The organism is Rhizobium sp. SL42, assembly GCF_021729845.1.
In the GTDB taxonomy this organism is placed as follows: Bacteria; Pseudomonadota; Alphaproteobacteria; order Rhizobiales; family Rhizobiaceae; genus Allorhizobium.
Map to the genome: position 1 here is coordinate 41,179 of NZ_CP063399.1, position 26,325 is coordinate 67,503.

Consider the following 26,325-nt stretch of genomic DNA (forward strand, 5'->3'; position numbering starts at 1 on the left):
TCCTTATTTCCAGGCTTTTCCGCCGCAGGCGGCCGTTGCAGGCCGCTTCATGCTGGTTTCGGCCCGCTGGCTTTCGACGTCGCTTTTCGAATTTGGTGGGCTGCATTCCCCCATAGAACACGCTTGCAACTCATCGGTAATTTTATAGTCCGCTTTGAAAAGCGCTACGCAAAATGCATTATCGGGCAATGTAATCGGGCTTTAATGAGGTCGCCACATATGGTGTATTGGGGCCCTGATGGGGGTAGCAATTGTGACTCGGCACAGTGAAAGCGGCGATGGATTTAAGTGGGATTTTCTTTGGAAAGGAACCTGGTGGCCATCGGTTTGGGTAAACCGAGAGTTCATGGCCATTCTCATCTCTGCCATCGCTGTCGGTATCGCGCTGTGGCAGACGTTTCTGCTTCGGGATCAACTGACGGCCGCCGACCGCAATCGGGCGTATAGCGATTTGCTGCAGGCGAATGAAGCATATTGTACGACATTGGCAAACTCGTCCATCGCACACCGTTCGCTGATTGGAACCATCGTTATCCGGACCGATGAACGTGGCTTGAGACGTCAGGTTCAACTGCTGCATGTCGATAGTGATCTCAATACCCTACCCGGGGATGATGATCTCCGGACACTTTATGAAAAAGCGAGAAAACTAAGAGTTGCTTTTGAAGCTGCGAAGATCTGGAGTCCTAATAATAAAAGGCAATCGCTCAACGACTACCGCGCTTATAGCGATGAACTACTCTTGTCTTGGGCCACCCCCGCTATCCGGATCCTGAGACAAGAACAGTTTTTGGATGGCCTGACGCTGGCGACACACCTTTGTGACAACAACCAACCCATTATGGCGGCAAGCGCGTGGATTTCAGGGGAGTTTAGATTCGAGGATTTCAAGGTGCCGGACTTGGTTCAGGTTGCTGAATTAGGAAGGGCTGACCTTGCCGAGTTGGTTATCAAAAAGCGAGAGGCTCTCCGTTCACGTGGTTCAAAAGTGTCGCGAGGAATCGAACGCTCATCGCGGGATTGACGGCTGTGTGACAGTCATCTGCGGACCCGTACTTGCATAATCAGGCGAGTCGGCTCTTTCCTGTAAGGCTGACCTAGCATGCAGATCAAAATAGTCGAGGTGTTGCCGCGCATCGTGCGCGTCAGGCTGCCGCTGGGCGCATCTATGGACGCCCCCGACTTTGCAAGGGTAAATTTGCTGCTTTGGTCATAAGACTACTCCTAGTGTTTGCACTAGGACTTCCGATGTTCGCATCAACCTCGCAAGACGGCCCTCACCGTGGGCTTACGGTGCGTTACGCTTTGATCGTTTCTCTCCGAGCCCCAGGTGCCGAGATTGACATCTATACGCCGATTGCCATCCAGCTTGGAATTGAAGTTCCGGCGACGTAGCCTGTACTGCCTCGCGACGACGGAAGTTCAACCCATCGAAAATAGCTACGCTTTTCAGCTTACGCAAACACCGACTTATCGGCTCATTAGCCTTTCGATAGCCGAGACCGCTAAAGCTCCGCTAATATATGAGCCGAAAGCTTGAATTTTGCTGTCCTTCGTTCCATCGGCGAAATCAACCACAGATTTAATTACGAGCCAGTTCGGTTGTGGTTCCAATGCCTCATGACACGCCCACGCGACCGCGAACGCCTCCATATCTACTCCGAGCATTTTTCTTTGTTGCGTAACAACTCCGGAGAAAAATTCTTTGTGGTTTTGAACTGCAGCACCTGAAGCAAGCGGTGCTACATGAAACGTCGGAACAACCTCTGGCCGATAGCCGGGGCTCTTTCTATAAAGTTCCTCTAACAGAGCTTTGTCGTTCGAAAGTTCTGTCAATACGCCAACGACTCGAGCTGATGCCGCAGCGTGAAATGGCGCCGGCTCGAAAACGACTTCACCGTCGACCTCGGTGAACTTCCCGCTGCCGTAATCCCAGGTCAAATTAGCGCCAATCGCGTCACCTAGTTTGCAATCACCCCTACGACCAGCGCAGACACCAGTCATGACCACTAGCTTGGGTTTGAACAATGTAATTGCTTTCGCTGCTGTCACACCTGCAGAGACCAATCCCATCTGCGGCAGACACATACAAATGGCCGACACCGTTTTATCGCCGAACGGCATCTGGGCAGACCAATAAATTGCAGGATCTCCAGGGAAAGTCACAACTTCCCATTTACAGCCTGACACAGCATGCAGCGCAGTTAACTCCGGATCCAAGAGCGCACAGACGAAAAGCAACTCACACTCGGGCCTCACAGTTGGGACGATATCGCTCTTCGACTGAGTACTCTGATACTCCTCACGCGCTTTAAGATATTGGAGCTTTTCCATTAGGCGCAGCTTCCAGGTGGTCTTGGACGGTCCGACCTCTTCGACGAACCAAGACTTAGCTGCAAAATCCTCCTCGGACGCGGCAAGAGCCTCGAGATTTGAAGTCAGACCCACAATATGTTCTGGGAGTTGAACATCATTGCCGCGATTAATGCGCTTCAGCAGATCCACGCCTCCTGAAAGGTTCGGCGCCTCCCCCACTCGGTTTGGGAGGTACATATCGATGATCAGCAGGTCGAAGTAATTGCTCTTCAGCTCTTTCAGAGCCGCCGCTGCTGTCGTAGCGACCGTTATGCAATCTTCAGCGATGTCGGCATCCCGCAAAACAGCGCAAATTTCGACAACTTTGGCATTCTCATCGTCTACAATTAAGATCTGCATTTAAGTATCCAAGCTCATTCGTACATCTTTGATTGCTGACTTCCAGTCCGCTTGGCCAGACGAATAATGCACAGCCTGCACAAATACTCGCGGGTATCTCTCACGTAATTCAGCGTCCAAACTATTGAGAGTTATGAGGCGAGGCGCAATGTCGAAGGTTTCAAACATCGAAACGATCACTACCTTGGTCGCAAATGACATGCGGTTGACCCGCATAACGAATTCACGACCAGCAAAGGGCATAAGCTCAATGCGAGATCCCTTGCTTTCATCAGGAGCATAGTTGGGAAGCGTCATATCGAGAATGATAAAACCAGGCTTGGTATCACGAGCTACGCGAAGGCCGGATATAAGGGCCGATGTGACATCCAAGTCGTCCGCTGGGAACTCGGAAGAATAGTACTCTACAAGTGATGCACGCTTTTTTGGATTATCTTCTACGATCAAAGTTTTCACCGCAGCTACCCTCTAAAACTGAATAATTCTGAATGTCATGCCGACGCGGAATTTTTCAGCTTCGTGATCGACTGAGATTATGGTGTTGGGTTTTCCATCCCGGAGAGTGGACCGCGCCACTTTTGCCAAACCAGAGCCACCCTCTTTGGGAAGCTTTTTCTCATATTCTCCTGTTCGGATCTTCTCGTTGTTGTCTGAGGCCGCTTGTTCAGCCTTATCCAGGTCCTTGCAGTCACTGACGAATTCGACATCTAGCGCGTCGTCGCCGGACATAATCATGTGAATATTGACAGTCGGTTGTTCGACCTCTGAATGAGCATAGACATTGGTGAACAGCGCTTTGAATACTTCGATCAATACCTGCAGCGAATACGTAACCGATATTCCGGTGTCGCCAGAAAATGTAACACGGGGCTGGAAATCAGGATAAAGGCGGCAAACTATCTTCTGAGCCGCGCTTATGATTTCTACCAACCCAAGAGGCTCCACGTCAGTGGAGCGAGCAACATTATGCCATGAAGATATATCTCTTACGGCATTGCTGAGTTCCTGACGCGCCCGCATCAGAGCATCCGAGAACGGGGGTAGCCTCTGCTGTCCCGTGGCTTGGCGGACATCGTCCTCCAGCTCGTCGATGAGTCCGTTCAGTTCATTCGATAAAACGTTTTCGATAAATTCGCGAGCATCGCTCAAGTTCTTTTCTATAATGGTCCAAAATATGGACGTGAACTCGTTAATAAACGCCTCAAAGTCAACGACCTCAGCAAATCTCGCACACGCTGACAGTACCGAAGCTTCCGACCAATCGGCAACGATCAACCCCTCTGGCTTATCGGGTCGCCGCACTTGCAGAAGATCATTTTTGATAGCTTCCAGCTTGTTATCGAACTTCTCTGAGAACCGAGCCAAAATTGGCCCAATTTTTTCCCCGTTGTACTCATAGCCGTTGTCGATAAAATACCCCTTCCAAAAACAATCATCCGGATAACCGAGTGGATCTTTCGTGGTGAGAATATTTTCTGCACTAAGTGGGCTCTGAAGATGAGCCTCGACTGCACCATGGCGCATGCCGAGACTAAGATAGGAATCGACACCGTAGCGAGGATCCAGCGCATATTTTTGATTCAGTTCGGCCAAGATCGTCCGAGCTATGTCGAGGGACTCGTTGTTAGGAACCTTGAACGTGAACGTTTCGGACTTTCCCGAAGTCAAATGAGCGATAAATTCAACATCAGCATTTTTCTCGACTGGCGGCAGTCCAGCGTCAATAAAGTCTTTTAACCGATTGAATTTTGGAGACAGCTCCGTCAGCGCCCACGTCGCTAGAGCTTGCTCGTCACACTGTACTTTCCCCACATGAAACCTTTGAAGAAGCTCTTCGATCGTCTGTTGCCCGATGATGGCGTGAACCTCATCGATGTACTCGTCTTCGCGCTCAAGATTTGCCTGCGCAAGATTGAAGAGCACTTTGATACGCTCTTCCTCCATTTCTGCCTTGGACAAAAACTCCAGTGACTGCCTCAAAGAAGCGGATGTGCAGGATTCGCTGAGAAACGCGATATCGATAAGTTCTCCGATAGTTAGGTCGCTTGGCTTGCTAACTCCTCTCTCGTTCAAATGCTGCTCTACCGCGATATAGACTAGGTTCTGCCCCTCGTCTCCAAGACTTCCCGCAACACGCGATAGTGCAATCGCAGCCCGCGCGTCGTGCCCAACATCGGCCACCTCGTCTTCTGTTATACTCGTTGAGAACAGGCTCGCTGGAAAATAACCCGCAGCTAGCGGGTCTCGACTTGTGTAGTTGTAAAGGAGAATTAGAGTGTCCAGAGTTCTTCCTTCGCTGATGCCGCAGATGCAGGCGATCCGGAAAAGCTCCCGATTTTCATAAACGGAATCTGAGTTCCCAACCTCGACCAACATAGTATCAAAAGTGAGCCCTACAGGTCGGCGCTCGATGTGCTCCGGGTTAAGTTCCATGCTTTCGAAATGAGCGCTCGCTATTTCCCTGCGGTAAATGGCCGACTTTACATCTTCCAAGTTTTGCGCGGACTTCATCGCGAAAAGCGAGCTTGCGAGGTATGCCCGAGGAGATTGCGGCTGATGGAAAAACTCGTTCGCGAGGGCGATATCAAGCTCGCGATCAGGGGCAGAGGAGAGGCCGTCGAGCACCCCAATACTGTCGAGCAGGTAGCCACACCACCTATTCATGATAGGCAAGAGGAGCGTCGATTCGATGTTCTCAGCAACCATAGCTCGCGCTTTACCTCTCCAGTCACCTGTAGCGCTTAAGAGCTGAATGAAGTCGGCGGAAAATGGGAAACTATCGGGCGTTGACGAATTCGGATCGGACGTCACCAGATTCGCCAGAAACTCGTATTGGTCAACCAACGGAAAATACAGAAGCAACGGTGATAGCTTTGCAGCCACCTCCAGGTTCAAAGGCGGATTGAATGTGAGGTAGTAGAGTAATAGGTTCAATTCGTCGTCGACCATCTTGGAGAAGATGAACCTGTTTAAAACCTCCATAATGTCGACCGGGTGCCGATCGCCTTCTGACGCAATCCCTTTGCTGTACAGTATAATATTCGAGATCGAAGGATTGGAGACATAGACGCTTCCCTGCATCCAACGCCGTTGAGCATCTAGCCCCTTGGACTTGGCTAGCGAGAAAAGAGCTTGCGAAGCCGCCGAGTAACTCCACATGCACGTCTGCATCTCGACTGTGGCACTCTCGAAAGATGATGTGTGGTCAGTCACCTGATCGATGCTGGTGTAAGCATTTCGATTGTGCCTTTCAATTTTTCGCTGTGCTGCAGTGATCGCTGCAATCTGCCACTTTAGTGCATCTTCAAGACGGTCGCCTGCGGCAAGTACGTAATCAGGGAGCTGCGACGGGGTCCGGGGCAACAATGATACCAGATAGCGGCGATATTTATATCGCGCCAAGGTCCACTCAAGCGTTCGACTGAGAGCTGCAACCGAAGGAGCCTCATTCCGAATAGAAAGTAGGGCGTCGTGCGCTCCCTTAGAGACACGTACTTGGCGTTTTTGAGGGGTTAGAGCTGAAGAGCCAACTCGCGGCTTTTGCGCTTTTGTCCGTTTACGGTATGCCATTATCAATCCGTCTACTTTCCGAACCGCAGTAGACTCCTGGTTACATTTGCTCTCTACACAACTCAAGCCTTTCACTTCAACTTCTAGGTGATCTGCACAAGAACTCATCTATTCTTCCACTAAAGCACGCCCCACGCCCGAAACCTCCCCCTCCCCGTCATTTCGCGCAGCCCCAGCTCCAAAACAATCCGCCGCGCCGCCTGCGGCGTGACGTCGAGCGTCTTCGCCACCATCCCGGCCGAGACCAGTGGCCGTGCCATGACAAGCGCGGCCAGTTCCGGCAGCTTTGAAGACGTCCGCCTCCCCTCCAGTTTCCGGTCCATCATCGTCTTTGCCAGCGTCAGCCGATCATGCTCTCTCAAGCCAATCTCGGCGGCCGCGATCAGGCCGTGGGCGATGGCCAGCAGCCGGGTTTCCCGATCGCGATGCCGGCGCCGATCGACGGGAATGGTTTTGAGACCAAGGTTGATGGCAGCGAGATGAGCACCTGATGTGATGCCTGCCTGGCGCAATATCGACGCGGCCAGCAGCCGGCCGAGCCAAGGTGCATGCTGCAGGACGGCAAGCTCGTTCCAGGCATCCGAGGCGACGATGGCCTGCAGCATCGCCGGCAAGTTTTCGGCCTGACGCAACACGCCACGCCATTCATCGAGCCGGGCATCCTCGTCCCAGTCGAGATCATAGACCAGCGGATCGGCCGGAGCCCGGCCGGGCTTTTTGGCTCGTTCGATCGCAGCGTCAGAGCGCGCGAGCAGCGCATCGATAGCAGCATAGTCGACGCCAGGGAGATCTTGGGCGTCGTCGGTGTCTTCCCCCTCCCCTTCCGCGTCGATCGCGATCGCCGGCCGAATAACTCCGGTCGTCGTAGCCTCGTCCGCGCCGCCCGCCCCGATCTCCGAAGTTTTCCGCAGCGAGCGGATACCGTCGGCAGAGAACGCCCAATCCGGGGATTGACCGGCGATGCGCCGACGGGTTCGCAGCACGTCGCGGGCGATTGTCAGCTCGTGGGTGGGTGTGCGAATATCTCTGATATCGTCGTGGAGGACGAGATCTTCAAGATGGACGAGTTCGCCATCGATCCACAGCGAGGCACAGGCATCGGCGAATTGGGATCGCTCGAGGAAGCCCGCGCCGACGGGCGAGCGGGCGATGCGCTCGTCAAGACGTGCGAGCGCGACACCGGCGTCGAAAGCCGGCCGCATCAGGACAGTCATGCTGATTTTCGCGAGATCATAAGCCATTGAAATCATGGTAAATGATTTGCTAAAGGAACTCTATATGAATGTTGTAGTTCGCCACATGGTATGATTGATAGTTGGCGCGATAACCATCGATAAGTAACCCTTATCGATGGTTGTTGATTTCAGGACGCAAATCACGCAGAATCGGTGCAAATCACGGCCCTGAAGGCCGCCGAACCCAATGATTTTGGAGCGATCGTGGCCAAAGCCAAAACATCCCTGAGTGCTGTCGAGCGCCGCGCCGAAGAACTCGACACGATCGCGTCCGTCCTGCCGATGGAGCGGCGCGACGAGCTTGCGGAATTGCTCACCGACCAGGATGTCGAAACGCTCAAACATCTCGTCAACCAGGGTATGGGCGACAATACCCTACGCGCCCTGACATCGGACCTCGCGTATCTCGAAGCCTGGGCACTGGCCGCGACCGGACAGTCCCTGCCCTGGCCGGCGCCCGAAGCGCTGCTGCTGAAATTCGTCGCGCACCATCTGTGGGATCCGGAGAAACGTGCGGCCGATCCGGATCACGGCATGCCGGCCGACGTCGACGACACCCTCCGACGCCAGGGCTTTCTGAAATCCACCGGCCCGCATGCACCGGATACTGTGCGCCGCCGGTTGGCCAGCTGGTCGACCCTCACGAAATGGCGTGGGCTTCCAGGCGCCTTCGCCTCTCCTGCCCTTAAATCCGCCATTCGTCTGGCCGTGCGGGCCGTCCCGGGGCAGCGCCGTCGAAAGAGCGCCAAGGCGGTGACATCAGACGTGCTGGCAAAAATGCTGGCGACCTGCGCAACGGAGAGCTTGCGCGATCTGCGTGACAGGGCGATCCTGATGGTCGCCTTTGCGTCGGGCGGCCGGCGGCGCAGCGAGATCGCAGGCCTTCGTGTCGAACAATTGACAATTGAGCAGCCGATCGAGGTGGAAGACGGCCCTCCCCTCCCCTCTCTTGCCATTCATCTCGGTCGCACCAAGACGACGTCCGGTGATCAGGACGATACCGTCTATCTCACAGGCCGGCCGGTCGAGGCTCTCTATGCATGGATGGCGGCGGCAAAGATCGACAAGGGCAGTGTGTTTCGCGGGATCGGGCGCTGGGGTACTGTGTCGAAGCGAGCGCTCGATCCGCAGTCGGTCAATGCCATTCTCAAGCAGCGGGCAGAGATGGCGGGGCTGGACCGTGGGGAATTCTCTGCGCACGGTCTGCGGGCAGGATATCTGACCGAGGCCGCCAATCGTGGTATCCCACTGCCCGAAGCTATGGAGCAGTCAAAGCATCGGTCTGTTCAGCAGGCATCGAGCTACTACAATAATGCGACGCGGCGTAGCGGTCGGGCCGCGCGCCTCATTGCATAGATAAAATTTTCCTTGCAATTCCGGAACAGTACTCCATAAATGCAAGGATGATTGAGCGAAGAATTGAAGCCGAACTCCTGCATTTGGTGAACGAAAGCCCTGCGGTAGCGCTATTGGGCCCTCGTCAGGTCGGCAAAACGACATTAGCACTCAATATTGGCGAAACCCGGTCCTCCATCTATCTCGATCTGGAATCAGAAGCAGACCGGGCCAAACTGTCGGAACCGGAACTCTATCTTGCAAACCATGACGACAAGCTGGTTATCCTTGACGAAGTTCATCGTCTACCAGGCGTGTTCCAGATTCTGCGGGGCTTGATCGATCGCAACCGCCGCGCCGGACGGCGCACCGGCCAGTTCCTGTTGCTTGGCTCGGCTTCCATCGATCTTCTCAAACAATCTGGAGAAACGCTGGCTGGCCGCATAGCCTATCTTGAAATGCAGCCTGTCGACGGATTGGAAGTGCCGACAGACGCACTCGAAAGGCTTTGGCTACGGGGTGGTTTTCCCGATAGTTTCCTTGCTTCCAGCGACCGCGGAAGTATGCGCTGGCGACAGGATTTCATTCGCACCTATCTCGAACGAGATATTCCACTTCTGGGGCCGCGCATCCCCGCCGAAACGCTGAGGCGGTTCTGGACCATGCTGGCACACCACCAGTCCGGGCTCCTCAACGCAGCTGAAATCGCCCGTTCCCTTGGGGTAGATGGCAAGACCGTCGCTTCTTACCTCGATCTTCTTGTCGACCTGCTGCTCGTGCGTCGTCTCGAACCCTGGCACGCCAATGTCGGCAAGCGGCTGGTCAAATCACCAAAAGTCTATGTCAGGGACAGCGGCATTGCCCATGCACTGCTTGGACTTGGAAGCGCCGAACAATTGCTCGGGCACCCAATTGTCGGTTCCAGTTGGGAGGGTTTCGTGATCGAGACACTGATCGCCTCTGCGCCTGTTGGCACTGCGGCGAACTTCTATCGTACAGCTGCCGGTGCCGAAATTGATCTCCTGCTCACCCCTCCAGGCCAAGAGCCTTGGGCAATAGAGATCAAGCGAAGTTTGTCGCCGAAACTCGAGAAAGGGTTTCACCTTGCTTGCGAGGATCTCCAACCGCAGAAACGCATCGTTGTCTATCCTGGAGAAGAGTCATTTCCTCTCCCAAACAACGTGACCGCAATGTCTCTTCCGGCTGCAGGCCGGCTTTTGCTTGACCAATAGCCAATGCTCTTCAATGTGGACAAGGTGAGCCCTCACACCCCAAGAGGCGTTCGGCATGGAATTTTGACAGAAGATTTCTATAAACATCTGATAATCTTGCATTATCGTTCATTTTTTCTTCCCTAAGGAATGGCCCATCATCGAGCAAAACACCGAAATTCACCTCGAGGAAACCTCGGCGCCGTCTCTCAACATGGCGGGCGGATGTGATGTTTCCGTGCCGGAGGTGTCGAGGGATAGCGCGCGCTCCTCCCCTGCTGATCAGGATCAGACGCCAGCGCATCTTGCCAGCCTCGCCGATCGCGCCCGGGGATACGTCGCAGCGGCGAGATCTGCGAATACCCGCAAAGCCTACACTTCCGACTGGAAGCACTTTTCAGTGTGGTGCCGGCGATCCGATCTGGCTCTCCTCCTCCGCATCCGCAAACCGTCGGGCTATACATCACAGCCTGTACTTCCGGCACGGTTGACCGAAGCGCCAAAGCCAACTCTGTCTCAACCATTGAACGACGCCTCTCCTCCCACAGTTGGAACTATGCCCAGCGCGGTCTCTCGCTCGATCGCAGGGACCGGCATATTGCAACGGTGATGGACAATATTCGCAACCTGTGCAGAAGGAGGCGGTCATGGCCGAAGATATTGTTGCCATAGTCGAGACGCCCGATCGCGGCTCTCTGCGCGGCCTGCGGAATCGGGCGATGTTGCTCATCGGCTTTGCTGGAGGTTTTCGGCGCTCCGAGAGCGTCGGCCTCGATCTGAGAGTTGACCAGACAGAAGACGGTCGCGGTTGGATCGAGACCCTCGACAAGGGCCGTTCTCTGGGATTCCAGGAGATCGCACCCTACTACGAAGCACCTCTTGAACTGCGCAACCATCTCATCTTCATGGAAGCTGCTCTGGCGGGATAGCTCCGTCGCCCTCTCTAGATCACCCCTCACCCAGGTGCAGCCGCGGAGCGCTGTCTTAGACGATCCCTTGTATGCCTCACGGTGGGCGTTTTCATGATAGCCCGCAGGCAAATTGGCCAGAGTATCTGGTAAGCCTTACCATGCCAGTCCCTTGATCTTTGGATATTGATACACGCCCGGAGAAAGCCTTGGCCATGAAGCCGCTAGGGAAAAATTGAGCACCGGGTTTTCAGCTTAGCGCTTCTATTGAAATCAGGAGTTGGAAGCCACAACGGCGGAGCGTGTGAGCGGCGCATCTGCTGACCTGACCGGCGTTTACAGAAGCGATACTCGGTTGCGACCAGCCCGTTTCGATAGATACAACCCTTCGTCAGCGCGTTTGAGGATATCGCTGGAACCGCGATCCGGCTGACTGAATTCACTAACGCCGCCGCTGATCGTCGCGTCGTACCGCAAGCTTTCCCTCAGGATAATCGGAACATGCTCCCTTAGTAACTCTGCAATTTCCAGCGCATCGCCCCGATGGGTTCCGGGCATCACGACCACGAACTCATCGCCACCGAAACGGGCAATCACATCACTCTGGCGCAATCGCTGTCGACACAGGCGGGCTATTTCGACCAGGGCGGCATCGCCTGCCTGATGGCCCATCTCATCATTGAGTCGTTTGAAATTGTCGAGATCGAAAATAAGTACAGACGTCTGGGATTTTTCCCGTTCGAAAACCGCAAGCCGTTGATTCAGTGTCTCGATCAGCTTCCGCCGATTGTACAGCCCCGTCAGTGCATCTGTCTCACTCAGTTGGAGTAGCTTTTGCTGAACCGCGTTCTTGTCAGTAATGTTGCTCGCGACCCAGACGACGGCGGCCTCGCCCTCCACCTCAAAATCAAGGACCTGAACGCGGCCTTCAAACCAGATTGAGTGACTAGGGCCGTCACCGACGCCTTTGACGTCACTTCCGCTGAGTTCGTATTCGACGATATGCAGCGCGCCGCTTGCCAACGCCTTTTCGATTTCGGCAGCGAACCACTGCGCCTTCTCCACTTTCAGCACATCAAATATGTTGCACCCGACGAGACAACTACCGTCATGATAATGCCTGAGGTCTTGTCCGCCAAATATCGCTGAGTATCGGCCACTGCGCGTCAGGATGAACGCAGGGTCCGGAAGGGCTGAGAGGATGGACGTCAATTGCTGCTGCGTAAACAGGGCATCACTTTCCCACATTGCCTGACGACGGGGGCCTGTTGGAGGAAACATCCCGCGTCTGCAACCGCGCATGACATGGATTTGACCAACAAATCGGCCACCCATTGCCGGTAAAATTGCCACAACAGCATTTCATTTTTCTGAGTGCGCAATTCACGTAGACGAGAATGGCGGCCTTGACTGAAAGCTTGATGACACCTTGTGGGTGACTGGCGATCAAAGCAGTGCCGCTTGAACAATGCACAGTCGTCGCCCGCAGCGTTGCCTCTACTTCGAATGCTCCTTCTGATCGAAGCGAGTTGTTGCCCATGCAGCCATTGATGTATTCGCGTTTACTACAACGGTCGAATGGCTGCGTTTCTCATCGAGGTCCTTTCTTCCGAGCGCTCGTTCAAGCGACAAGCATTCTCGCAGTGCCATGACACACCGACCAGTGCGTCGCTGTGAGATGGCCAGGAGACAATATCAATGCCTGCCGGAAACTCGTGGCATTTCGGCCAGGATGAACGGGATAGGTTCTCAATCTCCGACGGCAATACCTTCACGGCGTGGATCGGCGCTGCCGACGAGGCCATCTGCCTTTAGTTCGATTGCGTGCAGACCGGAAGTCATATCCGTCACATTCACTTCGTAGCCGAGCGTTGCCAGCGGATCGGCAAGCGCCTCCGCTGTCGTACCAGCCTCGATGTCATACTTGCCGAAGCGGTTGATCAGATGCGGTGCAGCTACGATCTCCTCCACTGGCATGCCCCAATCGATATAGCCGAGCAGCGCCTGCACGACATAGCCGATGATCTGGCTGCCGCCGGGCGAACCGATCGCCAGCACCGGCTTTCCCTCCTTCATCACAATGGTCGGCGCCATTGATGAGCGTGGCCGCTTGCCAGGTTCCACGCGGTTGGCAACCGGCAAACCCTCGCTGTGTGTCTTGAAAGAGAAGTCAGTGAGTTCGTTGTTGAGAAGAAAGCCGCCTGTCATGAGGCGCGAACCGAAGCCGTTCTCGATTGTGGTGGTCATTGAGACGACATTGCCTTCTTGGTCAACGATGACAAAATGGCTGGTGGATGGCAATTCCAATGCCACATCCTTCCCGAACAGCAGCGCGTGATCCCAAGTCGGCTGACCAGCCTTTACCTGATCATCTGAAAGCGCCTGGTCGCCATCGAGCAACCTTGCTCGTTCTTCAAGATAGTCCTTGTTCAGCAAGCCCTTGATTGGTGCGGGGACAAAATCCGTATCGGCAAGATAACGTTCGCGGTCAGCGAAGGCGAGACGTTGGGCGTCGCCAATCAGCCGCCAGCTCTGTACGTTGTCCGGGCCGAGAGCCCTGATGTCGAAATTCTCGAGCATGCCGAGGATCTATCCGATTGCCACAGCACCAGACGAAGGCGGTCCCATGCCGCAAACATCAAAGGAGCGGTAGGTAAGGCAGACCGGCTCGCGCTCCTCGACGCGGTAGTTCGCAAGGTCGGTGAGCGACAAGACGCCCGGATTGCCCGCGGCTTCACGCACGGTAGCGACAATTGCTTCAGCGATCGGTCCATTGTAAAAGGCGTCCGCCCCACCATCGGCAATGGTCTTCAGCGTCGCCGCGTAACTCTGGTTCTTCAATACAGCACCGGCGACCAGTGGGGCACCGTCTGGACCAAAGAAATAGGAGCGGGCACCTTCATAGCGCTTCAGCTTGTCGCCCTCGCCGGCCACCAGCTTCGCCAGTCGCGGCGAGACGTCAAATCCGTCGATCGCGAGCTTTTCCGCCGGCGTGAAGAGCTCCGCCCAGGACAGCTTGCCGTAGAGTTTGTGCACCACATCCATCAAGCGCACGGTGCCAGGGGTACCGACAGAGCGCCCTCCGACCACGGCATCCATGAACTTCAGCGGCTGCCCATTGTCGTCAAGGAATAGCTTCGGCGTAGCCAAAAGCGGTGCGGTTTCCCGCCCGTCGAAAGTCGTGACCTTGCCGGATGATGCGTCGTAATAAACAAGAAAGGCACCGCCGCCGAGGCCGGAACTCTGTGGTTCCACGAGGCCGAGCACGGTCTGAACAACCACCAGGGCGTCAATGGCATTGCCACCACTGGCGAGGATTTCCCGGCCGGCCTGCGCGGCAAGCGGATTTGCGGCCGCAACCATGAAATTCTTCGCTTCCACCCGTTTGGCTGAGGTGACATTGGCTGCCCGCTCCGGAGCAATTGTATCGGATGCCTGCTGAGCGACTGCCAACTGCGGCCACGAAAACACGAATGCGAAAGCAAGGGCCAATGAAACTGCGCGCATAGTCGCCTCCCTTCTTTGGTCCGTCGATTGTGAAGGACAGGGAAGACAAGGACAAGGTGCGCGATCTGCATCTTCCTCTCGCCTATGGCAATCCGCCCAACGCTTTTCTTCCCAGCTGCGTCCCGTAGTCACAGCAAATACACTCGCGGCTTGCAAATACGCGTATCGACACTGAAAAACGCATGCTTTTCAGATACTTGAGCATGTTGGGAGCGACCAACAGCCAAATCGGGGCGCAACGACTTCCGTTCGCCTACCCCGATCATCGCCACGCCGACGTGATCCCCGGGATTTCTGCCGCGACATCCACGGCGACATACTGTTTCAAAACCATCTTCACGCTTCGGGTAAAAGCCGTGGGCGATCACTCGTCGGTGCCCTACCCTGGCACCTGCTTTCCATCGTTCGGGCCCGGTGCGACGGAATACAGGACCAGCACTGTTGACCTCGAATAGACCACGTGCCTCGTCAGTCAGGCACCAGTCATTTTTGGAGTATTGTCCGTTCTCGTCCCAAGAACAGCCAACCCAGTTTGAACTCAAGATCCAGAAAGCACGTTTTTTCATATAATTAGCTTGGTTGGGAGCGACCAACCGCTAGCCGGCCCGCAACCGCTCCTGCCCGCTTGCCTTGATCAGCGCCATGATCATCGGCCCCAACGAAAACTCGCCGCGCGCCGCTCGTCTGGTCAGGTCGCGGAGATATCCCCCAGCCGACGTGATCATCGTTGCTCGCTCCAGGATGCAGGCCACAGCCACCGCAGCGTTTTCCGGCCCCATGATTTCGCAGGCCTCCTGGTAGGCCGACGGGCTGATCCCAAGCATAGATCGCACCACTACGGCCGCCTTCATCATGCTGCGCCAGTTCTCAATCGCACCGCCATCCCCATAGTCGGTGATTTGTGGGCATGCCTTCAACACCATCCCCAAAGGGAACGCCTTCAGCGTCTCGGTGTTTGGTTGGCGGACTGGGCTCGGCTTCGCCCCCTGCTCATTTCGAGAGCTTGGTTCAAGTTCATTTATAGATTCGGTATTTGAATTCTGTATGTGCTGCTCGTTATGGGCATCATTGGTGCTGGATTTTCCTGAAAAATCCTGAACTTCCAACCGATTGACAACTTCCTCCCGCAGCATCTGCATCTCGTCGAGTATTTCTCCGATCGTTGCCAGTGCTGCAACACGAGGGATACGTCCCACCAGTGCGACGTACATGTCCTCAATTCCCTGCCAGTCGCCTTCCGCGCCTTCATCCATTGCAGCCGTGATCAGCTTGCGGACGTCTCTGCGGCAAATCGTCAAGCTCTCTTTCGCCTTCCTGAGTGCTGCGCGATCGGCCATGACTTGCTGGGCCATATGCGCCAACTCCTCCGAACGCGCCAGAAGCGGCGACAGATCGAAACCGTAGGCGCATTCGATCTCCCCTTTGCCGTCCTTCCTTGCGTACCGCTTTCCGTTGGCGCTATCCTTACGCACGATCAAGCCCGCATCGACCAGCACGGCGAGATGGCGACGCAACGTGGCGCCAGCCATCGAATGGGCCCGCAGGCACAGCTGAACGTTTGATGGGAATACGACCAACTGTCCGTCCTGCCGGAGTTCATTGTCTGGATGAAACGTTAGCAGCGCATCGAGAACAGCCAAGCTGTTCGACTGGATACCAAGCAATTCGATCGCTGCGGAGGCATCCCTGAATACCTTCCACTTATCAACGGTCTTGCCCGGCTTGATATCGGCTGTCTGCGTCTGCCTGCGCACCAGCGCAAGCGTCATCGGTCGCCGCCCAAAGGGCGTCGTTACACTTCCCGTCTGCATTGTCTTTCACCTTTCAGCAGGCAAAAGAAAAACGCTCACCAAAAACGGTGCCAAAGACTCTTGACGATGAATCCGGGAAATGCGATTCTGTGTTTGCTTAGGACACAGATTGGGCTTCCGGAACGGCGACGTTTTGGGGGCCTTTTCTTTTTGCGGTTACGCTTCCTTCTTTTTCAGTTTCTCCGCCTGATACTCCGCGAAGAGCCCAGGCAATAGTTCGAGCACGAAAGTCGCGAATTCCGGCGTGGCCTTCTTGTCGATTGAAATTTCAAGCTTGCCGCGGCCATCCTTGACCAGCGCCAGGCGTGCCCCTGTCGGCGTCGACAGGATACCCGGTGCGCCGCGTTCGACGCGACGCGGCTTCAGCTGTGCAATCATCGCCTTGACCCGGTCAGCAGACGGTAGGCCCTGGACCGCGTCCGACATGGCAAATTGCAACGCTTCCGGAAGGGCAGGGGTCTTGTCGAGCAAGTCGGCGAGCTGCTGCCAACCACCTCGTCCGACACCCGGGGCGGGCCCAACTGCATCGATGAGCTCCGCCGGCAGGGATTCGATGAGGCTCAACATCCTCGAAAGATCCGCCTTGTCCACGGACATGGCCGAAATGATGGTTTCACGCGAGAAACGATCCTTGAGCCGCGCCGCGAACCGCGCCTTCTCGATAAAGGTCAGGTCCTCGCGCTCGTTGTTTTCCTGGCCCTGTGCGATGACGAGCTGTTCATCCGTCATTTCGCGGACGATAGCTTTGACCGGCAGGCCCAACTCCGTCACCACACGCAGCCGCCGGTGGCCGAAGGCGACCTGATAGCGGCCCGGCTCATCAGGGTGGGGCCGGACAAGAATAGGCACTTGCTGACCCTGGTCGCGGATGGATTCACGCAGACCATCGACGTCGCCCGGCATGCGGTCGCGGACAAAAGACGGCTCGATCGTGGCAGCGTCCAGCTCTACAACAGACAGGCCCTCGGCCAGTTTGCGCTCAATCTCGTTGGCGCGACGGCTCCGCTCATTCAAATCGCCAAGCGACTTGGTGACGGCCACCATCGGTTTCGATTTGGCCGCATCGAGATGCGGACGGGAGAATGGCGGTGGCGCGGAAGGCTGTTCAGGCTTTGCGGTGCCGTTGAGCGAGGAGAAAAGATTTTTGCGGCTCATGATCTACCCCATGTCGCCTTGATCAGACCCTCGATCTCGGCGTTGACGTTGTTCATCGATTCCAGAGCCCGGTCGTAGGTCGTTCGAGTGAACTGGCTGCGCTCAACCTCGAAGAGGGTCTGGTTGGTTATTCCCGCATCCGATACGGCCGTGCTCTTCAGCATAGGATTGACCAGAACATCCTCGCCGAACATTGAGCGAAGAAATGCCACCATCTGGTTCTGTGGTCCGTCGGTTGGCTCGAAACGGGTGATCAGATAGCGCATCCAGTTGTTGCTATCCTCAGCACCTGCTTCAGCGATCTCGCCGAGTAGTGCACTTGTCATCGCCAGGAACTGGTTCATCGACATGACGTCCAGCATTTGAGGATGGATAGTGATCAGGACCGATGTCGCGGCCGTCAGCGCCGAAAGTGTCAGGAAGCCGAGTTGGGGAGGGCAATCAATGACCACGACATCATAGTCGTCACGAATCTCCTGGATCGCGGCCTGCAACCGGGCAAAAAACAGCACGTCGTCTGGCTTGCGCTGGAGCAGAGCCTTGGGCGTATCATGCTCAAATTCCATGAGCTCGAGATTGCCTGGAATAATGTGAAGATCGGGAATGTAAGTCCCCCGAATGATCTCCTGGATCGGTCGGCGCTCGTCATCGTATCGGATCGCACCATAGATTGTCTCATTTGGGCCAACGTCGAGTTCCGGCTGATTACCGAAAAGAGCCGAAAGGCTGGCCTGTGGGTCAAGATCAACAGCGAGCACGCGGTAGCCACGCAATGCAAGATACTGCGCAAGATGGGCAGCCGTCGTCGTCTTGCCCGATCCACCCTTGAAATTCATGATAGATAGGACCTGGAGTTCCTCGCCCTCGCGCCGATGAGGCACATAGCGGCCGGTCGAACGTGCGGGTTTGTCCAGATGTGCCCGCATGGCTGCGATGTCGTGAACGGAATACATCCGCCGGCCGCCGGCCAGTGCCGGGCTGAATTCGTGCTCGCCTTCCTTGGCCGACTTTTTTTCCAGTCCAACCGCGGCGGTGCGAAGGTAACCCTCTGCTACCCCCAGAAGTTTTGCGGCTTCCGATGGCGTGAACGATCGAATTCCCTTACGAGCGTGGGGAGGAAAAATATTCGATTGATGTTCCTGCAGTCTGGCCGAAAGCGATGCCGCATGCGCCGTGATCTTCGAGCGCAGCGTGATTGTCTTTTTGATCTCAGCCTTTGCAGTATTCGTCATCTTCTCGCCTGTTTCGCCTCGCCTGCGGATTGAGGCCAGAAAATGACCAAAGTCCGCACACGATGAATAAGACCCGTTTACGTTCGCCGAGCAAGCTCTTTAAGGTTAACGCTTCCTTAAAGAATCCGACTCCCGCTCCGGCTATTTCGATCTTTACTGTTTTTATTCAATGCCTTGGCAGATCCATACCTGCCTAATGATTTGGTGAGGAAAAAAGAGTCGAAGAACCGAATCCCCGTCTCATATCCGTGTCCTGCCCATCTTCTTTCAGTTTTTGCCCTCACAGTTTGCGACTCAGTGCGACCTGCGATCCCAGATTCGATTTCTCTTCGATTTCTCTAAGTGTCGTGGAGGGAAGGAACCAAAACCAGCAGCTTCCTGTCTCTCAAGCGGCGAATTCACGTTCATTTGGATCGTTTGCCATCATGAGGGCTTGATCCAACTGTCGTGACAATCACCCGATCCCCACACAGCATGGCAAGAAAAAAAGGGCAGACAAAGCCTTAAAGTGCATCAGTCAGCGCAAGATCGGTATGACCGAAAACCACTTTTCATAAATGATTCCGACGTGTTGCCTCTTGCGCGTTAGCAATCGCGCATCAAGCCCACTAACACTTTTGCTAGTCACCGTCCGCGGTTCAGTATCGGCTCAATCCGCGCTCGACACCCGAACAGCTAGAATCACCCACTAACACTTTTGCCAGTAGATCGAAGTTTCTTGCGCCGGCAAATCTTGTCGCGTCATCAACGCAAGGGAGATTTGCTCGATGCGCGTCATAGCCTTCAAGAGCCCAAAGGACGAAGTTGAAAAGCGTCTCATCCACGAAATGTACCGGCTGTGCGCCCGCATGTTGTCAGGGCTGCTGGCACGGAAAGTCCTGTTCGGCTTCTGTATGCAAGCCGACACTTTCGACGGAGTGAACACCGCCTACCCTTTCTACTGGGATCCGACTGACCCAGCTGTCGGCTGTGCACTTCCCGTAGCAGCAGAAGGCGGATCAAGGATGCGAAACGTCTTTCCGCAGCGTTTGTCAGCAGGTCACCGGTCTACGCCTCGGAGAATAATCGAAAGTGCTCGCTCCAGCGTCGATACCAGATCGATTGCCGACCGGGAGCAGGGCGGTCTCCATTTGGCGATCTTCGTGATGTTCGCCGAAATCGCTGAGTGGAGCATTCGCAGCGGTTTCCGCAAAATCGGCAAGGCAACAGACTTCCGGCTCGATCGCATATTTCGGCGAACCGTTTGGCTTTTCATCCGTCTGGGGCCGCCCTCACAGATCGATGAAACTGGAAGCGTCGCCGGCCTCGTGCCCGCCGACCGACAAAGCTTCGATCCGCTTCGACCCAGCAGCCATTCTTCGCACGTCGCAAGCCTTCAAGAGAAGGCGGTTTGATCATGATCAACAGCCAGAACCGCTCGCTGCCGCGACTTGTCAGCAAGCTGCGGAATGCATTGGGACACCAACTGTGCGCCGCACTCGAAGATCCTGCTGTCGTCGAGATCATTTTGAACCCTGATGGGCGTCTGTTCATCGAACGGCTTGGTCAGGGCATGGTTGTGGCAGGCGAGATGACACGCTCTGCCGCGGAAACCGTCATCGGTAGCGTCGCACATGTTCTGAACTCGGAGGTCGATGACGCTCGCCCAATCGTTTCGGGCGAACTGCCAATCGGCGGGCACCGTTTCGAAGGATTATTGCCGCCGGTGGTCTCCGGACCATCTTTCACGATCCGTCGTCGCGCATCGCGTCTCATACCTCTCGAAGACTACGTGACCAGCAAGGCTATGACATCAAAGCATGCGGAGATCATTCGCAGCGCCATTGCCTCGAAGCTCAATATCCTGGTTGCTGGTGGGACGGGCTCGGGCAAGACCACACTCACCAACGCGATCATCGCTGAAATCGTCACAAGCTCACCAGGTGATCGACTTGTCATTCTGGAAGACACCGCCGAAATCCAGTGCGCCGCTGTGAACGCAGTCAGCCTGCACACCAGCGACGCCGTCGACATGTCGCGTCTCCTGAAAAGCACGATGCGCCTTAGACCGGACCGGATCATCGTTGGAGAGGTCCGTGACGGCGCGGCACTCACCATGCTCAAGGCCTGGAACACGGGGCACCCCGGAGGGATCGCAACGATCCACTCCAACAGCGCGCGTTCCGCACTTCAGCGGCTCGAACAACTAACCGCCGAGGCGAGCCATCAGCCGATGCAGGCGGTGATCGGAGATGCAGTCGACCTGATCATCTCGATCGAACGAACGGCAAAGGGCAGGCGGATCAGCGAGATCCTCCACGTCACCCGCTTCGCAGGCGGCCAGTACCAAACGGAACCCTACGCAGAGGAGAGCCGCGATGCCGCATAAGAGATCATTCCTGACAATCGCACTTATTACTCTGGCATCGATCGCCGCAGCATCCCCTGCTTTCGCAAGCTCTGGCGGAAGTCTTCCATGGGAAGGGCCGCTCGAGCAGATCCAGGAATCCATCACCGGCCCGGTCGCAGGCTACATTGCTCTGGCCGCTGTCGCTATTGCCGGCGGCATGCTGATCTTCGGTGGCGAGCTCAACGATTTTGCCCGCAGGCTGATGTACGTCGTCCTCGTCGCGGGCATTCTGCTCGGTGCCACGACAATCGTCGGCCTCTTCGGCGCGACCGGTGCGTCGATCAGCTTGTCTAGGGAGCCGGTCATGCAACTTGCTTCGGACCTCGAAGGGGAGGGGGCTTGATGGGACTCCACCACAATCGCATCCATCGCGCTCTGTCACGGCCGAACCTCTTGATGGGCGCCGACCGTGAACTAGTGCTGATCACTGGGCTTGCCGCTGTGATCCTGATCTTCGTCGTGCTGACGGTCTACTCAGCGCTCTTTGGCGTGGCGGTCTGGATCGTCATCGTTGGCCTGCTTCGGATGATGGCCAAGTCCGATCCCCTCATGCGGAAAGTCTACGCCCGTCACATTTCCTACAAGCACCACTATCGGCCGACGACCGCGCCGTGGCGGAAATACTGAGGAGGCGGTGATGGCAGCGCTGAAACGCTTTCGAACTACCGGTCCGTCCTTCGCTGACCTGGTTCCCTATGCCGGCCTGGTCGACAACGGCGTTCTACTTCTCAAGGACGGCAGTTTGATGGCTGGCTGGTACTTCGCCGGACCGGACGCCGAAAGCGCCACCGACCTCGAACGCAATGAGCTTTCCCGGCAAATCAATGTGATCCTGTCGAGGCTCGGGACAGGCTGGATGATCCAGGTCGAGGCTGTCCGGGTGCCAACGGTCGACTATCCCAGCCCGGACCAGTGCCATTTTCCGGACCCTGTCACCCGCGCGATCGATGCCGAGCGCAGGAGCCATTTTCAGCGCGCGCAGGGGCATTTCGAGAGCAAGCACGCGATCATCCTGACCTACCGACCGCTCGAGTCGAAGAAGACGGCATTTGCCAAATACATCTATTCGGACGAAGAGAGCCGGAAGAAATCCTATGCAGACACGGTCCTGTTCGTATTCCGCAACGCCATCCGGGAAATCGAACAATATCTGGCCAACACGCTGTCGATCGCCCGCATGCAGACGCGCGAGGTTCGCGAGAGGGGAGGGGAGAGGACCGCGCGCTATGACGAGCTTTTCCAGTTTGTCCGCTTTTGCATCACGGGAGAAAGCCATCCGGTTCGCCTGCCTGAAGTTCCGATGTATCTCGACTGGTTAGTCACTGGTGAACTCCAGCATGGACTGACGCCGAAGCTCGAGAACCGGTTCCTCGCTGTCGTTGCGATTGATGGGCTCCCGGCCGAAAGCTGGCCGGGCATCCTCAACAATCTCGACCTGATGCCGCTGACCTACCGATGGTCGTCGCGGTTCATCTTTCTCGATGCCGAAGAGGCCCGCCAGAAGCTCGAACGTACGCGAAAGAAATGGCAGCAGAAGGTTCGCCCCTTCTTCGACCAGCTCTTCCAAACCCAGAGCCGATCGGTCGATCAGGACGCCATGACGATGGTCGCCGAGACCGAGGACGCCATAGCCCAGGCGTCTTCGCAGCTCGTCGCCTACGGCTACTATACCCCTGTGGTTATCCTTTTCGATAAAAACCGTGAAGCCTTGCAGGAAAAGGCAGAAGCTATCCGGCGGTTGCTTCAAGCCGAGGGCTTTGGAGCGCGCGTCGAGACTTTGAATGCGACCGATGCCTTCCTCGGCAGCCTGCCTGGCAACTGGTACGCCAACATCCGTGAACCGCTGATCAACACGAGCAACCTCGCGGACTTGGTCCCCTTGAACTCGGTATGGTCGGGCAACCCGGTGAACCCGTGCCCGTTCTATCCGCCGAACTCGCCGCCGCTGATGCAGGTGGCTTCGGGCTCAACGCCGTTTCGTCTCAATCTGCATGTCGACGATGTCGGGCACACTCTGATCTTCGGTCCGACGGGTTCGGGCAAGTCGACCCTTCTCGCACTGATTGCCGCGCAATTCCGTCGCTACGAGTTCGCGCAGGTCTTTGCCTTCGACAAGGGTAACTCGCTCCTCCCCCTGACGCTTGCTGCCGGCGGCGATCACTACGAGATCGGCAACGACCAATCCGGGGAAGAAAGAGCGCTGGCATTCTGCCCGCTGTTCGATCTCTCGACGGATGGGGATCGGGCCTGGGCCACCGGGTGGCTCGAAATGCTCGTCGCCCTGCAGGGCGTCACCATTACGCCCGACCATCGTAATGCGATCTCACGCCAGATCGGGCTGATGGCGACCGCGCCTGGGAAGTCGCTGTCGGACTTCGTCAGCGGGGTGCAGATGCGCGAGATCAAGGACGCGCTCCATCACTATACCGTCGATGGTCCGATGGGTCAGCTGCTCGACGCGGAAGAGGACGGCCTGACGCTCCGGGCCTTTCAGTGCTTTGAGATCGAGCAGCTGATGAATATGGGCGAGCGTAATCTGGTGCCCGTCCTCACCTATCTCTTCCATCGGATCGAAAAGCGGCTTGATGGTTCTCCGAGCCTGATCCTACTGGATGAGGCATGGCTGATGCTTGGTCACCCGGTGTTCCGCGACAAGATCCGGGAATGGCTGAAGGTGCTGCGCAAAACCAATTGCGCCGTTGTTTTGGCAACCCAATCGATCTCGGATGCCGAGCGGTCCGGCATTATCGACGTGCTGAAAGAATCCTGCCCGACAAAGATCTGCCTGCCGAACGGCGCTGCGCGCGAGCCGGGCACACGCGAGTTCTATGAGCGGATAGGATTCAACAAGCGCCAGATCGAGATCGTCTCGAGCGCCATACCCAAGCGCGAATATTACGTCGCCACGCCAGACGGACGGCGGCTTTTCGACATGTCACTCGGGCCGGTGGCGCTGAGCTTTGTGGGCGCATCCGGAAAGGAAGACCTGAAGCGGATACGCGCGCTGAAGACGGAACACGGCCAGGACTGGCCTGCCTATTGGCTTGAATCGAGAGGAGTTCACGATGCCACGTCGCACCTCAACGTCCGATAGCTGGATCGTCGCAACGATGACTGCGGCAATCGCGCTGGCCTCTATTGCTTCCGCCCACGCTGGATCTGCAACGGGCGCTGCCACCGAATGGACGCAGCTTGCCAACAATGCTCAGCTCATCGACCTGCTGAAAAGCTCCGGCCTGCAGGTCGATAATCAGCTGACCCAGATCACCCAACTGGCAGAGCAGATCCAGAACCAGCTTAAAATCTACGAGAACATGCTGCAGAACACGGCCCAGCTCCCTACACATATCTGGGGCGAGGTCGAAAGCGATCTCAACCGTCTGCGCAGCATTGTCGACCAGGGACGAAGCATTTCGTTTTCGATGGGCAATGCAGACGATGTCCTTCAGCAGCGGTTCAAGAGCTATGCGGACCTGAAAACGAACCTGCCCAACGCCGAATCTTTCTCGAACACTTATCAATCTTGGTCGGACACGAACCGGGACACGATCGGCAGCACGCTGAAGGCCGCAAGCCTGACAGCGGATCAGTTCGACACGGAAGAGGGCACGATGAACTCGCTGCGATCCATGTCGGAGTCGGCCGACGGTCAGATGAAGGCGCTTCAGGTCGGACACCAGATCGCATCCCAGCAAGTTTCTCAGATGCAGAAGCTCCGTGGTCTGGTTTCCCAGCAGATGACGATGATGGGCACATGGCTCCAGACGGAGCAGACGGACAAGGATCTTGCCCAGGCCCGGCGTGAGAAATTCTTCAATGCCGACGTTTCCACGATCCCGAGCGGTCAGAAGATGGAGCCACGCTGGTGAGCCGCCCGGTCCTGATCGTAGTGGTGCTGGCCATAGTAACTGCGGCGGCTTCCGGCACCACTTTCTATCTCGTTCAGGTGAACGCCCCGGCATCCTCCCAAATGAGCGAAGAGCAACGGATCACCCGCGAGAAATTTTTCGGCAAAGCCAAGGAACTGCCCCCGATCGAAAAAGGTCAGGAGATACGGCCGCGATGGTGAAGCGAAACCTTGAACGGGCCTTCCTGCTTGGTGGAACGGCCTGCCTGATCCTGGCCACTCCAGGCTTTGCAGAACAGGGGCAGGTTCTTACAGAACTTGAGAACCAGGTTTCTGCTGCCGCGATGGGATGGGAAACGACCATTATGGACGCGGCGAGGTCGCTGTTCTGGATCCTCGCTGGGATCGAGATCGGCATCGCCGCCGTCTGGCTTGCCATACAAGCTGCATCCCTTGATAGCTGGTTCGCCGAACTCGTCCGGCGGATCATGTTTATTGGCTTCTTCGCGTTCGTTCTCACCCAGGGACCAACGCTTGCGAGGGACGTCGTCAACAGTCTCTACCAGATCGGTGCGGGCGGTGGATCCGCCTCACCGGCCGAGGTGTTCGATGCTGGTATTCGGGTCGCATCGCAGGTGTCCGAACAGGCCAAGTTTGGCGTGTTCGAAGACAACGCACTTGCGATCGCCGCCGTCCTTGCCATGGGCGTCGTCGTCATATGCTTTTCGTTGGTTGCGGCAATCTTCGTCGCGGTGATGGTCGAGATGTATGTCGGCCTGCTGGCAGGCATGATCCTGCTTGGTCTTGGCGGTTCATCCTTTACCAAGGATTTTGCCGTCCGCTATCTGGTCTATGCCTTCGGCGTCGGCATGAAGCTTATGGCACTCGTCATGATCGCGAAAATCGGCTCTGAGGTCCTTCTCGGCCTGGCGCAAGCGCCGACAGCGGATAGCGATCAGTTCATCACCACACTGGCCATCGCCGGCATATCCGTGGTCGTATTTATCATCTCCATGTACGTGCCAACGATTATCCAGGGCGTTGTTCAAGGGGCATCGGTCACGGGCGGAATGGAAGCCCTTCGTCACGGTGGGCAGACAACATCTTTTGCGCTTGGTGCTGCATCACTCGCCGCTGGCGCCGTCGGAACCGGCACTGCGGCGGCTCAGTCCGCCCGCGCCGCAGGATCCTCCGTGGCGGGCGCCGCTCTGCGCGGTATCGGCGTCGGGATCGGATCAGCCGGAAAGGCGGCCGGCTCGGCTGCAAAGGAAAAGGCGATCGGCTCACCAGGAGCCTATGCCGGCTCGATCATGGGGCTTGCCAATGCCAAGCTCGATCAGGCCCGCACCGGTCAAAGCGGCCTTAAAATGCCGCCAGAACGAAACAATACGTAGTCATCAGGAAGGCAAA

Annotated in this window: 20 protein-coding genes and 2 pseudogenes; 12 read left to right on the top strand and 10 right to left on the bottom strand. The window is 56.4% G+C overall.

Annotation, left to right across the window (positions count from 1 at the left end):
• Window positions 1-346 precede the first annotated feature (346 nt).
• Entirely contained in the window at window positions 347-1,024 is a 678-nt protein-coding gene (locus IM739_RS22495; protein WP_237371876.1) for a hypothetical protein, read from the top strand.
• 446 nt (window positions 1,025-1,470) lie between these two features.
• Here the strand turns inward: IM739_RS22495 and IM739_RS22500 are convergent, their stop codons facing one another.
• From IM739_RS22500 to IM739_RS22515, 4 genes are all read right to left on the bottom strand, one after another.
• Window positions 1,471-2,715: a phosphorylase family protein gene (locus IM739_RS22500; RefSeq protein WP_237371877.1), complete on the bottom strand. Its 1,245-nt coding sequence runs from the start codon at window positions 2,713-2,715 to the stop codon at window positions 1,471-1,473.
• On the bottom strand, window positions 2,716-3,171 hold the full coding sequence (locus tag IM739_RS22505) for a response regulator (protein WP_237371878.1): 456 nt from the start codon (window positions 3,169-3,171) through the stop codon (window positions 2,716-2,718).
• 12 nt (window positions 3,172-3,183) lie between these two features.
• Window positions 3,184-6,285 carry a hypothetical protein gene (locus IM739_RS22510; protein ID WP_237371879.1) on the bottom strand — a complete coding sequence of 1,034 codons (3,102 nt, stop codon included), beginning with the start codon at window positions 6,283-6,285 and terminating at the stop codon, window positions 3,184-3,186.
• A 119-nt stretch (window positions 6,286-6,404) separates the two neighbouring features.
• The gene (locus IM739_RS22515) at window positions 6,405-7,535 is read right to left on the bottom strand and encodes an RHE_PE00001 family protein (RefSeq protein WP_237371880.1); all 1,131 of its coding nucleotides are present in this window, start codon (window positions 7,533-7,535) and stop codon (window positions 6,405-6,407) included.
• A gap of 189 nt (window positions 7,536-7,724) precedes the next feature.
• Here IM739_RS22515 and IM739_RS22520 point away from each other — a divergent pair, with 189 nt between their 5' ends.
• The 3 genes and pseudogenes from IM739_RS22520 to IM739_RS22530 all read left to right on the top strand — a co-directional run.
• On the top strand, window positions 7,725-8,876 hold the full coding sequence (locus IM739_RS22520) for a site-specific integrase (RefSeq protein WP_237371881.1): 1,152 nt from the start codon (window positions 7,725-7,727) through the stop codon (window positions 8,874-8,876).
• Window positions 8,877-8,923: 47 nt separating this feature from the next.
• Window positions 8,924-10,087, top strand: a complete 1,164-nt coding sequence (locus IM739_RS22525) for an ATP-binding protein (protein ID WP_237371882.1) — start codon at window positions 8,924-8,926, stop codon at window positions 10,085-10,087.
• A gap of 193 nt (window positions 10,088-10,280) precedes the next feature.
• Window positions 10,281-10,899, top strand: a pseudogene (locus IM739_RS22530) (integrase); the annotation flags it as partial.
• 411 nt (window positions 10,900-11,310) lie between these two features.
• Here the strand turns inward: IM739_RS22530 and IM739_RS22535 are convergent.
• The 6 genes and pseudogenes from IM739_RS22535 to repA form a co-directional block, all read right to left on the bottom strand.
• Window positions 11,311-12,327 (bottom strand): sensor domain-containing diguanylate cyclase, encoded by a 1,017-nt coding sequence (locus tag IM739_RS22535; protein WP_237371883.1) that lies wholly within the window; start codon window positions 12,325-12,327, stop codon window positions 11,311-11,313.
• 396 nt (window positions 12,328-12,723) lie between these two features.
• Window positions 12,724-14,481 (bottom strand): annotated as a pseudogene (gene ggt, locus IM739_RS22540) (gamma-glutamyltransferase).
• A 128-nt stretch (window positions 14,482-14,609) separates the two neighbouring features.
• Complete coding sequence (locus IM739_RS22545; protein WP_237371884.1) at window positions 14,610-15,047, bottom strand: hypothetical protein; 438 nt, start codon at window positions 15,045-15,047, stop codon at window positions 14,610-14,612.
• A gap of 30 nt (window positions 15,048-15,077) precedes the next feature.
• Window positions 15,078-16,292, bottom strand: coding sequence for a plasmid replication protein RepC (repC, locus tag IM739_RS22550; RefSeq protein WP_237371885.1), 1,215 nt, complete (start codon window positions 16,290-16,292; stop codon window positions 15,078-15,080).
• 156 nt (window positions 16,293-16,448) lie between these two features.
• Complete coding sequence (repB, locus tag IM739_RS22555; protein WP_237371886.1) at window positions 16,449-17,447, bottom strand: plasmid partitioning protein RepB; 999 nt, start codon at window positions 17,445-17,447, stop codon at window positions 16,449-16,451.
• Window positions 17,444-18,679, bottom strand: coding sequence for a plasmid partitioning protein RepA (repA, locus tag IM739_RS22560; RefSeq protein ID WP_237371887.1), 1,236 nt, complete (start codon window positions 18,677-18,679; stop codon window positions 17,444-17,446). Before repA ends, repB begins: the two co-directional genes overlap by 4 nt.
• 767 nt (window positions 18,680-19,446) lie before the next feature.
• On the opposite strand from repA, the gene IM739_RS22565 reads away from it, so the two are divergent.
• Genes IM739_RS22565 through trbL form a run of 8 tightly spaced genes read left to right on the top strand, consistent with a single transcriptional unit; the run spans window position 19,447 to window position 26,309 of the window.
• Window positions 19,447-20,073 (top strand): acyl-homoserine-lactone synthase, encoded by a 627-nt coding sequence (locus tag IM739_RS22565; protein ID WP_237371888.1) that lies wholly within the window; start codon window positions 19,447-19,449, stop codon window positions 20,071-20,073.
• A gap of 2 nt (window positions 20,074-20,075) precedes the next feature.
• On the top strand, window positions 20,076-21,047 hold the full coding sequence (trbB, locus tag IM739_RS22570; RefSeq protein ID WP_237371889.1) for a P-type conjugative transfer ATPase TrbB: 972 nt from the start codon (window positions 20,076-20,078) through the stop codon (window positions 21,045-21,047).
• The gene (locus tag IM739_RS22575; RefSeq protein WP_237371890.1) at window positions 21,037-21,411 is read left to right on the top strand and encodes a TrbC/VirB2 family protein; all 375 of its coding nucleotides are present in this window, start codon (window positions 21,037-21,039) and stop codon (window positions 21,409-21,411) included. The genes trbB and IM739_RS22575 overlap by 11 nt, the downstream gene beginning before the upstream one ends.
• The gene (locus tag IM739_RS22580) at window positions 21,411-21,695 is read left to right on the top strand and encodes a conjugal transfer protein TrbD (RefSeq protein ID WP_237371891.1); all 285 of its coding nucleotides are present in this window, start codon (window positions 21,411-21,413) and stop codon (window positions 21,693-21,695) included. The genes IM739_RS22575 and IM739_RS22580 overlap by 1 nt, the downstream gene beginning before the upstream one ends.
• A gap of 10 nt (window positions 21,696-21,705) precedes the next feature.
• Window positions 21,706-24,162: a conjugal transfer protein TrbE gene (locus tag IM739_RS22585; protein ID WP_237371892.1), complete on the top strand. Its 2,457-nt coding sequence runs from the start codon at window positions 21,706-21,708 to the stop codon at window positions 24,160-24,162.
• Window positions 24,134-24,937 carry a P-type conjugative transfer protein TrbJ gene (gene trbJ / locus IM739_RS22590; protein WP_237371893.1) on the top strand — a complete coding sequence of 268 codons (804 nt, stop codon included), beginning with the start codon at window positions 24,134-24,136 and terminating at the stop codon, window positions 24,935-24,937. Before IM739_RS22585 ends, trbJ begins: the two co-directional genes overlap by 29 nt.
• Window positions 24,934-25,137, top strand: a complete 204-nt coding sequence (trbK, locus tag IM739_RS22595; RefSeq protein ID WP_237371894.1) for an entry exclusion protein TrbK — start codon at window positions 24,934-24,936, stop codon at window positions 25,135-25,137. The genes trbJ and trbK overlap by 4 nt, the downstream gene beginning before the upstream one ends.
• Window positions 25,131-26,309, top strand: a complete 1,179-nt coding sequence (trbL, locus tag IM739_RS22600) for a P-type conjugative transfer protein TrbL (RefSeq protein ID WP_237371895.1) — start codon at window positions 25,131-25,133, stop codon at window positions 26,307-26,309. The genes trbK and trbL overlap by 7 nt, the downstream gene beginning before the upstream one ends.
• Window positions 26,310-26,325: the final 16 nt, after the last annotated feature.

Bases quoted from the DNA above. Each gene is read 5' to 3' on its own strand.
- IM739_RS22495 (WP_237371876.1), top strand. From the start codon at position 347: ATGGCCATTCTCATCTCTGCCATCGCTGTCGGTATCGCGCTGTGGCAG.
- IM739_RS22500 (WP_237371877.1), bottom strand. From the start codon at position 2,715: ATGCAGATCTTAATTGTAGACGATGAGAATGCCAAAGTTGTCGAAATT.
- IM739_RS22510 (WP_237371879.1), bottom strand. From the start codon at position 6,285: ATGGCATACCGTAAACGGACAAAAGCGCAAAAGCCGCGAGTTGGCTCT.
- IM739_RS22515 (WP_237371880.1), bottom strand. From the start codon at position 7,535: ATGATTTCAATGGCTTATGATCTCGCGAAAATCAGCATGACTGTCCTG.
- IM739_RS22525 (WP_237371882.1), top strand. From the start codon at position 8,924: ATGATTGAGCGAAGAATTGAAGCCGAACTCCTGCATTTGGTGAACGAA.
- IM739_RS22545 (WP_237371884.1), bottom strand. From the start codon at position 15,047: ATGAAAAAACGTGCTTTCTGGATCTTGAGTTCAAACTGGGTTGGCTGT.
- repC (WP_237371885.1), bottom strand. From the start codon at position 16,292: ATGCAGACGGGAAGTGTAACGACGCCCTTTGGGCGGCGACCGATGACG.
- repB (WP_237371886.1), bottom strand. From the start codon at position 17,447: ATGAGCCGCAAAAATCTTTTCTCCTCGCTCAACGGCACCGCAAAGCCT.
- repA (WP_237371887.1), bottom strand. From the start codon at position 18,679: ATGACGAATACTGCAAAGGCTGAGATCAAAAAGACAATCACGCTGCGC.
- IM739_RS22565 (WP_237371888.1), top strand. From the start codon at position 19,447: ATGCGCGTCATAGCCTTCAAGAGCCCAAAGGACGAAGTTGAAAAGCGT.
- trbB (WP_237371889.1), top strand. From the start codon at position 20,076: ATGATCAACAGCCAGAACCGCTCGCTGCCGCGACTTGTCAGCAAGCTG.
- IM739_RS22575 (WP_237371890.1), top strand. From the start codon at position 21,037: ATGCCGCATAAGAGATCATTCCTGACAATCGCACTTATTACTCTGGCA.
- IM739_RS22580 (WP_237371891.1), top strand. From the start codon at position 21,411: ATGGGACTCCACCACAATCGCATCCATCGCGCTCTGTCACGGCCGAAC.
- IM739_RS22585 (WP_237371892.1), top strand. From the start codon at position 21,706: ATGGCAGCGCTGAAACGCTTTCGAACTACCGGTCCGTCCTTCGCTGAC.
- trbJ (WP_237371893.1), top strand. From the start codon at position 24,134: ATGCCACGTCGCACCTCAACGTCCGATAGCTGGATCGTCGCAACGATG.
- trbL (WP_237371895.1), top strand. From the start codon at position 25,131: ATGGTGAAGCGAAACCTTGAACGGGCCTTCCTGCTTGGTGGAACGGCC.